General features: G+C 64.3%; 7 protein-coding genes. 4 read left to right on the top strand and 3 right to left on the bottom strand.

Features of this window, described 5'->3' with window-relative positions:
- Positions 1-111 precede the first annotated feature (111 nt).
- The 4 genes from U4Y90_RS22325 to U4Y90_RS22310 all read left to right on the top strand — a co-directional run bounded on the left by U4Y90_RS22325 (position 112) and on the right by U4Y90_RS22310 (position 5,246).
- Positions 112-1,845: an IlvD/Edd family dehydratase gene (locus U4Y90_RS22325; RefSeq protein ID WP_321797795.1), complete on the top strand. Its 1,734-nt coding sequence runs from the start codon at positions 112-114 to the stop codon at positions 1,843-1,845.
- Between the two features lie 98 nt (positions 1,846-1,943).
- Positions 1,944-3,290: an MFS transporter gene (locus U4Y90_RS22320; protein ID WP_321797793.1), complete on the top strand. Its 1,347-nt coding sequence runs from the start codon at positions 1,944-1,946 to the stop codon at positions 3,288-3,290.
- A 39-nt stretch (positions 3,291-3,329) separates the two neighbouring features.
- Positions 3,330-4,259, top strand: a complete 930-nt coding sequence (locus U4Y90_RS22315; protein WP_321797792.1) for a dihydrodipicolinate synthase family protein — start codon at positions 3,330-3,332, stop codon at positions 4,257-4,259.
- Positions 4,260-4,307: 48 nt separating this feature from the next.
- On the top strand, positions 4,308-5,246 hold the full coding sequence (locus tag U4Y90_RS22310) for a Gfo/Idh/MocA family oxidoreductase (RefSeq protein ID WP_321797791.1): 939 nt from the start codon (positions 4,308-4,310) through the stop codon (positions 5,244-5,246).
- 12 nt (positions 5,247-5,258) lie between these two features.
- Here U4Y90_RS22310 and U4Y90_RS22305 read toward each other — a convergent pair whose 3' ends face one another.
- The 3 genes from U4Y90_RS22305 to U4Y90_RS22295 all read right to left on the bottom strand — a co-directional run bounded on the left by U4Y90_RS22305 (position 5,259) and on the right by U4Y90_RS22295 (position 9,862).
- Complete coding sequence (locus U4Y90_RS22305; protein WP_321797789.1) at positions 5,259-7,724, bottom strand: glycosyl hydrolase 2 galactose-binding domain-containing protein; 2,466 nt, start codon at positions 7,722-7,724, stop codon at positions 5,259-5,261.
- A gap of 69 nt (positions 7,725-7,793) precedes the next feature.
- The gene (locus U4Y90_RS22300) at positions 7,794-8,798 is read right to left on the bottom strand and encodes a DUF1839 family protein (RefSeq protein WP_321797788.1); all 1,005 of its coding nucleotides are present in this window, start codon (positions 8,796-8,798) and stop codon (positions 7,794-7,796) included.
- Positions 8,795-9,862: an amino acid--[acyl-carrier-protein] ligase gene (locus tag U4Y90_RS22295; RefSeq protein ID WP_321797786.1), complete on the bottom strand. Its 1,068-nt coding sequence runs from the start codon at positions 9,860-9,862 to the stop codon at positions 8,795-8,797. Before U4Y90_RS22295 ends, U4Y90_RS22300 begins: the two co-directional genes overlap by 4 nt.
- Positions 9,863-9,864: the final 2 nt, after the last annotated feature.

The following is a 9,864-nucleotide window of genomic DNA, read 5'->3' as shown; positions in this document are numbered from 1 at the left end:
GGTTTATACGAATGCTGGTTTGGATATCGATGGCGCCGAACTTTTCATTAGTCGATTATCGCGCGGCCTTCTAGACTTCGCCAAATATCGATTTTGAAAGGGATCAGACCGATGTCCGCATCGAAGCCCAGACTGCGCTCCGCGCAATGGTTCGGCACCAACGACAAGAACGGCTTCATGTATCGAAGCTGGATGAAGAATCAGGGCATCCCGGATCACGAGTTCGACGGCAGGCCGATCATCGGCATCTGCAATACGTGGTCGGAACTCACGCCTTGCAATGCGCACTTTCGCAAGATCGCGGAACACGTTAAACGCGGGGTCTACGAGGCGGGCGGCTTTCCGGTCGAGTTTCCGGTGTTTTCCAACGGCGAATCGAATCTGCGGCCCACGGCGATGCTCACGCGCAATCTCGCCGCGATGGACGTCGAGGAAGCGATTCGCGGCAATCCCATCGATGCGGTCGTGCTGCTCACCGGCTGCGACAAGACCACGCCCGCGCTGCTGATGGGCGCGGCAAGCTGCGATGTTCCCGCGATCGTCGTCACGGGCGGCCCGATGCTCAACGGCAAGCTCGACGGCAAGAACATCGGTTCGGGCACCGCGGTTTGGCAACTGCATGAGTCGCTGAAGGCGGGCGAGATCGATCTGCATCAGTTTCTATCGGCGGAAGCGGGCATGTCGCGCTCGGCGGGCACCTGCAACACGATGGGCACCGCATCGACGATGGCCTGCATGGCCGAAGCGCTCGGCACTTCTTTGCCGCACAACGCGGCGATTCCCGCCGTCGATGCGCGCCGCTACGTGCTCGCGCATATGTCGGGCATGCGTATCGTGGAGATGGCGCTGGAAGGGCTGACGCTCTCGAAGATCCTCACGCGCGAAGCCTTCGAAAACGCGATTCGCACGAACGCGGCGATCGGCGGCTCGACCAACGCGGTGATTCACCTGAAGGCGATCGCGGGGCGCATCGGCGTGCCGCTCGAACTGGAGGACTGGACGCGCATCGGCCGCGATACGCCGACCATCGTCGATCTGATGCCCTCGGGCCGCTTCCTGATGGAAGAGTTCTATTACGCGGGCGGCCTGCCTGCCGTGTTGCGGCGTCTCGGCGAAGCGAACCTGATCCCGCATCCCGATGCGCTGACCGTCAACGGCAAATCGCTGTGGGAGAACGTGAAGCGCGCGCCCATCACCGACGACGAAGTGATTCGCAAGCTCAGCAATCCGTTGATCGACGATGGCGGCATTCGCATCTTGCGCGGCAATCTGTCGCCGCGCGGCGCCGTGCTCAAGCCTTCGGCCGCGAGTCCCGAGTTGCTGAAGCATCGCGGCCGCGCAGTCGTGTTCGAGGACCTGGAGCACTACAAGGAACGCATCGTCGACGAGTCGCTCGATGTCGACAAGAACTCGGTGCTCGTGCTGAAGAATTGCGGCCCGAAGGGTTATCCGGGCATGGCGGAAGTGGGCAACATGGGCTTGCCGCCGAAGCTCCTGCGCCAGGGCGTGAAAGACATGGTGCGCATTTCGGACGCGCGCATGAGCGGCACCGCGTACGGCACGGTGGTGCTGCACGTCGCGCCTGAAGCGGCCGCGGGCGGACCGCTGGCGGCCGTGCGCGACGGCGACTGGATCGAACTGGATTGCGATGCGGGCACGCTGCATCTCGACATCAGCGACGAAGAGCTCGCGCGCCGCATGAGCGATCGCGAGCCGCCGCGCAAGCAGGGCGAAGGCGGTTATCAACGGCTCTATGTCGATCACGTTCTGCAGGCCGACGAGGGCTGCGACCTCGATTTCCTGGTGGGCAAGCGAGGCGCGGCCGTGCCGAGACATTCGCATTGAGAATTTTCAGAATGTCGCGACGACATTTCGCGGCGCCGGCGGCGTGGCGTGAATTGATGCTACGCTACGCTGCCTCGATAAGATAAACAGGAGACCGTATGAAATACGACACCGCGGCAGCGCTCGAACGCGCCGCGCCCGCGACAGACGGCGTGGCGCAACAGGAAGGCGGCACGGAGCGGCGCATCGTCGGCATGCTGATTCGCAAGCTGATGCCGTTTCTCGCGCTGATCTATGTGGTCGCGTATGTCGACCGCACCGTCGTGGGCTTCGCCAAGCTGCACATGAATGCCGCTGTCGGCTTGAGCGACGCGGCTTATGGGCTCGGCGCGGGGCTCTTCTTCATCGGCTATTTCCTGTGCGAAGTGCCGAGCAATCTCGCGCTGGAACGCTTCGGCGCGCGCGTATGGTTCGCGCGCATTCTGGCGACGTGGGGCGTCATCACGATGTTGATGGCGCTCACGCGCGGTCCCATGAGTTTCTATGCATTGCGCTTTCTGCTGGGCGCGGCGGAAGCGGGCCTGTATCCGGGCATCCTGTACTTCCTGACGAAGTGGTTTCCGCTGCGTCAGCGCGCGCGCATCATCGGCCTGCTGGTGCTCGCGCAACCGATCGCCGGCATCGTCACCGGGCCGCTCGCGGGATGGATCCTGTCGACGCATGGCGTCTTCGGCATGTCGAACTGGCAGACCTTGTTCGTCGTGAGCGGCTTGCCTGCCGTGCTGCTCGCGTGGCCGACCTTGCGCGTGTTGCCCGAATCGCCCGGGCATGCGCGCTGGCTCGCGCCTGTGGATCGCGCGTGGATCGAGCGCGAACTCGCGGAAGATCGCGCGGCGTACGCGCTGAAATCGCACGGCAATCCGCTTGCCGCGCTGAAGGACAAGCGCGTGCTGCTGCTCGCGTTGCTGTTCCTGCCGTTTCCGCTCGCGATCTACGGTTTGTCGCTGTGGCTGCCGACGATCATCAAGGGCTTCGGCGTCACCGATTCGATGACGGGCCTGCTCTCCGCCGTGCCGTATCTTTTCGCGGTGGTCGGCTTGTGCATCGTGCCGCGTCATTCCGACAAAAAGCGTGAGCGTTACTGGCATATCGTCGCCGTGACGAGCTTCGGCGCGGTGATGCTCGCCGCGAGCGCATGGGCGGGCAGCGTTCAGTTGCAGTTCGCGTTCATCTGTCTTGCCGCGTTCTCGCTCTATGCAATTCAACCGGTCGTGTGGGCGCTGCCGGGACAGTTCCTGACCGGTGCGAGCGCGGCGGTCGGCATCGCGACGATCAATTCCATCGGCAATCTCGGCGGCTATTTCGGCCCGACGGGCGTCGGCTTGATCAAGGACCGCACGGGCAGCCTCGCCGCCGGGCTGTACTTTCTCGCGGCGACATTGATCGTCGCGGTGGTCGTCACCTTCGTGGTGCGCGCTGTGCTCGATAGTTCGCGCGCCCGCTGACGCATCGATCCTTCATTTCATAACACTCTGGACGACAGCATGACCCGTCACGCCACTCCACGCTATCGCGGCATCTTTCCGGTCGTGCCGACGACCTTCACCGAATCGGGCGAACTCGATCTCGACAGTCAGAAGCGCGCAGTCGATTTCATGATCGACGCGGGCTCGGACGGTCTCGCGATTCTTGCGAACTTCTCCGAGCAATTCTCGCTCGCCGACGACGAACGCGACACGCTCACGCGCACGATCCTCGAGCACGTCGCGGGCCGCGTGCCGGTGATCGTGACGACGTCGCATTACGGCACGCGCGTGTGCATCGAGCGCAGCCGCCGCGCACAAGAGCTCGGCGCCGCGATGATCATGGCGATGCCGCCGTATCACGGTGCGACCTTCCGCGTGCCGGAGGCGTCGATCCATGCGTTCTACGCGCGTCTTTCAGATGCATTGACGATTCCCATCATGATCCAGGACGCGCCCGCCGCGGGCACGCCGCTGTCCGCGCCGTTTCTCGCGCGCATGGCTCGCGAGATCGAACAGGTGTCGTACTTCAAGATCGAAACGCCGGGCGCGGCGAACAAGCTGCGCGAACTGATCGAGCTCGGCGGCGACGCGATCGAAGGTCCGTGGGACGGCGAGGAAGCGATCACGCTGCTGGCCGATCTGAACGCGGGCGCGACCGGCTCGATGACGGGCGGCGGCTTTCCCGATGGCATTCGGCCGATCATCGAGGCACATCGCAACGGTCGCGCGGATGAAGCGTTCGATTTGTATCAGCGCTGGCTGCCGCTCATCAATCACGAGAACCGGCAGGCGGGCTTGCTCGCGGCCAAGGCGCTGATGAAGGAGGGCGGCGTGATCGCGTGCGAAGCGCCGCGTCATCCGCTGCCGGCCATGAGACGTGAGACGCGCGATGAGCTGATCGCGATTGCGCGGCGGCTGGATGCGCTGGTGTTGCGTTGGGGGCGATAGGGTATCTTTACGTTCGGAGACCTGCTCGGAGCCCAAAGGAGACATCGCATGAAAACCGTATTCAAGCTCGCGGTCGTCGGTATCGGCAAGATCGCGCGGGATCAGCACTTGCCTGCGATTGCCGCGCAGCCCGGCTTCGAACTCGTCGCGTGTGCGAGCCGCAATGCGAGCGTCGAAGGCGTGCGCAACTATCCGGATATCGAGGCGCTGCTGTCCGCCGAGCCGTCTATCGACGCAGTGTCGCTCTGTGCGCCACCTCAAGTGCGCTATGCGCAAGCCCTCGCCGCGCTCGACGCGGGCAAGCACGTCATGCTGGAAAAGCCACCGGGCGCGAGCGTGAGCGAAGTCGAAGCGTTGCACGACATCGCGCGCGCACGCGGCTGCACACTCTTCGCGTCGTGGCATTCGCGCGCGGCGAGCGCGGTCGAGCCGGCGCGCGCCTGGCTCGCGTCGAAGGAGGCGGGCGCGATTCGCTCGGTCGAGGTGCGATGGAAAGAAGACGTGCGGCGCTGGCATCCGGGACAGCAATGGATCTGGGAGCCGGGCGGTCTCGGGGTATTCGATCCGGGCATCAACGCGCTGTCGATCGTCGCGCGCATCCTGCCGCATGAGGTCGCATTGCGCGGCGCCACGCTCACCGTGCCAGCCGATACGTCCACGCCCATCGCAGCGGAGCTCGACTGCATCGCGACGAACGGCGCACCGGTGCGCGCGGTGTTCGACTGGCGTCACGGACCGGTCGAGGAATGGGACATCGACATCGAAACCGACGCGGGGCGCCTCTCGATGCGCGAAGGCGGCAAGCGCCTGTCGATCGCGGGTAACGAGATCGGCGTCGAAGCGGAGCGCGAATATCCCGCGCTGTACGAGCACTTTCACCGGCTCATCGAGACGAAGACGAGCGATGTCGACGTGCGCCCGTTGCGTCTCGTCGCCGATGCGTTTCTCACCGGGCGGCGCGTCGAAACCGAAGCGTTCGGCCGCTGATCAGCTCGTGCGTTACGAAGCGCGATACGTCGCGCTTCGGATCGCATTGATCGCGGACACATCGCCCTCGGGCGGGGCGCTCACGTTCGCGTGCCGCGCGACGAGCGGAATGCGGCGCGTGCTGCCCGGCGCGAGATGGAACCAGTCGATCCGCGCGTGATAGTTCGGATCGACCACATGCACCCAGCGCGCGAACTGAGCCGTTCCAACGACGAGACTCCAGCCTTCATCGTCCCTTTCGACAGCGACATTCAAGCCGATGTCACGCCGCTCGCCTATCGACGGATCGGGCAAGTGGAATGCTTCCGACAGCACTTCACCGGTGTCCGCATCGCGCAATATGACGTGCGTCGCATCGTGCGCGCGCGGACCGAAGCGATACGCATAAGCAATATCGAAGAACGCGCCGATCAGCGCATTCGACGACACGCGTTGCACGCTTCGCGGTTGCAACACGACGTCGCGCGAACCGCCCGCGACTTTGACTGCGCCTTCTCGCAGGCAGGCGAGTTCCACACGCGCGCGAATCTCACGCGCGGTCTCGTTGACGAGATGAATGTCGAGACCGTCGAGACCTTCATCGAGAATGAGCGCCTGCACGGGTTGCAGCACGCGTGCGAGGCCATGCAGCGCGCTCTTCGGCGCACCGAGCACGTCGATCACGCCCCAGCCCGCGCCCGGCCGCACGTCGAGCAGATTCCATACGATGCCGCCCGCGCAACTCGATCCTTCGCGACGCCATTCCGAGAACACCGCGCCGATCACATCCGCGACCACGGCGCGCGACAGTTCCAGATAGCGCTCGGGATCTTCATAGCGCAAGCGCGGCACATCGACGCGATAAAGCGCATGCATGTAGTGCTCGCGCACGTCGTCGAAGTCCCAGGCCGAGCCGGGATCACGCGGCACGCCCGCTTTCCAGCGCGGCTCGTGCACGCGCGGGTTCGGGATCGCGCGCAACGCGATATCGTCGGGGACATTCGCGAACGCGAGGCATTCGGATGCGAAACGCACTTGCGCGCGGCGCACATCATCGAACGAACGCTGATACGCCGGCACGCCGTAGTAATGCGTGATGCCGCCGCGCGTGCCGAAGGGCATCGATTCCCTGTCGCCCGGCGCGGCGCTCGGCGAGTTCACGACGTAGGCGACGTCGGCTCGCTGCGCCGCAATCGCGTTTGGCAATAGTTCGGTGAAGAGGCGCTGCTGATAGGCGTCGAAGGGCAGGCCGAGCATGGCCGCCTGCTGATGCACTTCGCTTCCGCCGCACAGCACCGCAAGCGACGCGAAGCGGCGCGTGCGTGAAAGAAACTGTTCGGCTTCGCGTTGCACGCTCGCACGAAAGGCTTCGTCGTCGGGATAGTCGAAGTTCGCGAACGCGAAGTCCTGCCACACGAGCACGCCATGTTTGTCGGCGAGTTCGTAGAACGTGTCGGACTCGTAGAGCGTGATGCCGCTCACGCGAATGATGTTGAGACCGGAGTCGCGAACGAGCCGGAAGATGTCGTCGAGTTTTTCGCGCGATGCATCGAGCGCGACGATATCCGCCGATGTCCAGCATGCCCCGCGCGCGAACACGGGCACGCCGTTCACGACGAGCTGAAAGCCTTTGCCGTCCGCGCCGCGATCGACCTCGATCGTGCGAAAGCCGACTTCGCCGAGTTCGATATCACCGAGTCTCACCGCATGACGCGATGGCTCGCCGTGCGTATGCGGATACCACAAGCGCACATTCGGCACGCGCACGCGAGCCGTTAGGGTGCGCGCGTCCTGCCATTGCATCGCGGCGTGCGCATCGCCGCATGCGATGCGACGCGGCGTCTGATCCTGCGCATGAAAATAGCGCACGGTGACATCGAGCACGCCATCGATGCCATCGATGCTCGTACGCAGGTCGATGTCGTCGATGCAGGCCCGCGATTCACCGATCAATTCGATCGCGCGCCACGGCCCCGCCGGTTGAATCGCCGGGCACCATCCGGACATATGCCCGAGCAGCGTCGTGCGCACGTTGCGCAAGGTCGCCGGCTGCGCGAGCTTCGGACGCCAGCGCGCGCGTCCGCGCTTTGCGGCGAGCGCGGGCGCGATCGAGCGAAAGCACAGGTAAAGCATGTGCTCGCCGTTCAGGTCGACATCGAGATCATGGGCGACGAACATCGAGTCGGACTCGAGCAGCTTGCGATCGTCGAGCCAGACTTCAGCGATGGTCGCAAGTCCGTTGAAGCGCAGGCGCCGCTTGCCGTCGCCCGAAAGCTTCAGGCGGTACCAGTGATCCGAATGCGCGAACGGCTGCGCGAGCGCTTCATCGCCGACGCCGGTCGCGCGCAACGCGGACGCGATCGTGCCGGGCACGGGCGCGTCGATCCATTGCGTGAACGTATCGAGCGATGCGGGCGTCGCGCTCGCACCCGCCGGCGTGCTCACGCACTGCCAGCCTTCGGTGAGACACCGCGGCGCGTGCGCGGACAAGACGTGCATGAACCGACCTCGTCGATGGGATTCGAAGAACGACACCGAAGCCGCGCGAGTCGAGCGCGGCTCCGGCGTTCAGAGGAAGCGCGCGGCGAGCGGCTCGATGACCTTGTCGTACGAAGTCTGCATCGATTCGAGGCAGTCCTCGCACAGGTCCATGCGCGAGCGCATGCGGGCGCGCGCGAGACGGAACTGCATGACCATCGCTTCGCTCGCGATCGCCTGCGCGCTCGCCTGGATTTCGCCCGGCACTTCCACGCCGCGCTGATTCAGCCAGCCGAGATACTTCGACAGCAACTCGAAGTTCGAGCCGAGCTGACGCATCACGTTGAACGTGTAGAGGTGATAGTACGCGGGATCACGTTCGAGCAACGCGCGCAAGTGCTCGGGAAACGCCTCGCGCCATTGCGCGACCGGGTTGACCGCCGGACGATCGACGAGACGCAGCTTCAGCAGCTCGACCGAGCGTTGCACCATCGCACCGCCTTCGAGCGGCGCACGCGCGCGCTTCACGAACTCGACATACGGGAAGAGCGCGTGTACATCGCTGGCGAGGCCGGGCATCAGGCGGAACACGCCATCGTAGTCCTCGCCCGATAACGCGAAGTAGCCCGCGTTATGGAAGTATGTGATGCGCTTCGCGTCGGTGTCGATCGCATCGATGGCGATGGTCGTCTTCGTATGCGTCTGCCGGTACGCGGTCGCGCGCGTATCGGGCAGATAGTACGAGTCCATTTCCACCACCACCATCTGCCCGCGGCGCGTCTGCTCGCGCACGTGCGCTTCCAGCGTGTCGTAGATCGCGAGCTCCTGTGCCTGCAGGCCGTAGAGCCGCGCGATATCGTCGAGCGAGAACTTCGGGAACGTGAACTGATCGCCCTCGAACGCCTGTGTCACCGTGAAACTGAGCGCCGCACGCGGATCGCAGCCGTAGTGATGCAGCAGCTCGATCCACAAATCGACGTAGCAGTTCGTCTCCAGCCAGACGCGCTCTTCCCGATGCAGCGCGTGCTGGCGGTACCCGGCGTCCGCAGGCGTGGACGTGTCGGTGACGGCTTCCGCCGGCGAGCGTGCGTTCATGCCTTGCTTCCCAGGTTCGCGAGGCCTGCTTCGATGAGCGGCGCCTTGTCGCCCCACAGCAACTGACGCACTTTCTCGGGCCACGCCTTCACATCGAGACCGTGATGACGGAAGAGCGCCAGCGTCGTGCGCTCCATGCCGAAGCCGACACATGCGGTATGCGCGACCTGATCGTCGGCCTGGCGAATGTGCCACAACTCGCCGAAGTGATCCTGGTGATAGTTGAACGACAGGCACGCGGTCGGGCGATCGGGCGTCGCGACCGGCACGAGCAGCTCGAACTTGAGTTGCTGTGCGCGCTGGCTGTCCGCGACGATCATGCCGCCGCGTCCGAAGAACGGATCGTTGGCGAGATCGATCTCGAAGGGCAACTGCAGCAGATTCACGAGCAGCGAGCCGCGGTCGATCCACTTCTGACGGAACGCCATCACTTGCTCGGGGCTGCCGACGCGAATGTATTCGCGCATCCGGAACATCTGCATGCGGCCCGGATCGATGGACGGCTCGTGGCGGAAGCAATATGAGAATGCATCGAAGGTCGCGCCGTCTTCCGCGAGATTGCCGCGCTTCGCGACGAGCGGATAGATCGGATAGCATGCGGCCGGCGTGAGCACGAGGCGCGTGGGCTTCTGCTGATCCATCCATTCGTCGGAGCGCTCTTCTTCTTCACCGATGTGCACGACCTTGTCGAGTGCTTCGAGCAGGCGATGATGCCCGCGGTCGTTGCCCTGGAACGAGTGAATCGTGCCCGCGAGATTCGGGAAGCTCTTCAGATACTCGCTGTCCTCGAAATCGCGGCGGCGCATCGCGGGCGGGAAACGCAGCACTTCCGCGTGCTGATCCGCGCCGAGCATCGTGATCGCCTGATTGAGCCGTTCCACGACGTCTTCGAAAACTTCGCTGCGGCCATAGAGACCGTCTTCGCCCGTATCGAGCAGAATGCCGGCCTCGATCAGACGATCGCGCAAGGTCAAGTCCGATTTGTCGTACGGTGCCTGAGTCTCTTGTGATTGTGCTTGTGCTTCGGCCTGCATCATGGCGGCCTGTTCCGTCGGCATGTTCATAT

Source organism: Caballeronia sp. J97 (assembly GCF_905220305.1).
Taxonomy (GTDB): Bacteria; Pseudomonadota; Gammaproteobacteria; order Burkholderiales; family Burkholderiaceae; genus Caballeronia.
The sequence above is the reverse complement of the archived record's forward strand: the minus strand, read 5'-3'. Positions and strand labels throughout refer to the sequence as shown.

Coding starts and splice junctions, on each gene's coding strand:
- U4Y90_RS22325 (WP_321797795.1), top strand. CDS start 112: ATGTCCGCATCGAAGCCCAGACTGCGCTCCGCGCAATGGTTCGGCACC.
- U4Y90_RS22320 (WP_321797793.1), top strand. CDS start 1,944: ATGAAATACGACACCGCGGCAGCGCTCGAACGCGCCGCGCCCGCGACA.
- U4Y90_RS22315 (WP_321797792.1), top strand. CDS start 3,330: ATGACCCGTCACGCCACTCCACGCTATCGCGGCATCTTTCCGGTCGTG.
- U4Y90_RS22310 (WP_321797791.1), top strand. CDS start 4,308: ATGAAAACCGTATTCAAGCTCGCGGTCGTCGGTATCGGCAAGATCGCG.
- U4Y90_RS22305 (WP_321797789.1), bottom strand. CDS start 7,724: ATGCACGTCTTGTCCGCGCACGCGCCGCGGTGTCTCACCGAAGGCTGG.
- U4Y90_RS22300 (WP_321797788.1), bottom strand. CDS start 8,798: ATGAACGCACGCTCGCCGGCGGAAGCCGTCACCGACACGTCCACGCCT.
- U4Y90_RS22295 (WP_321797786.1), bottom strand. CDS start 9,862: ATGAACATGCCGACGGAACAGGCCGCCATGATGCAGGCCGAAGCACAA.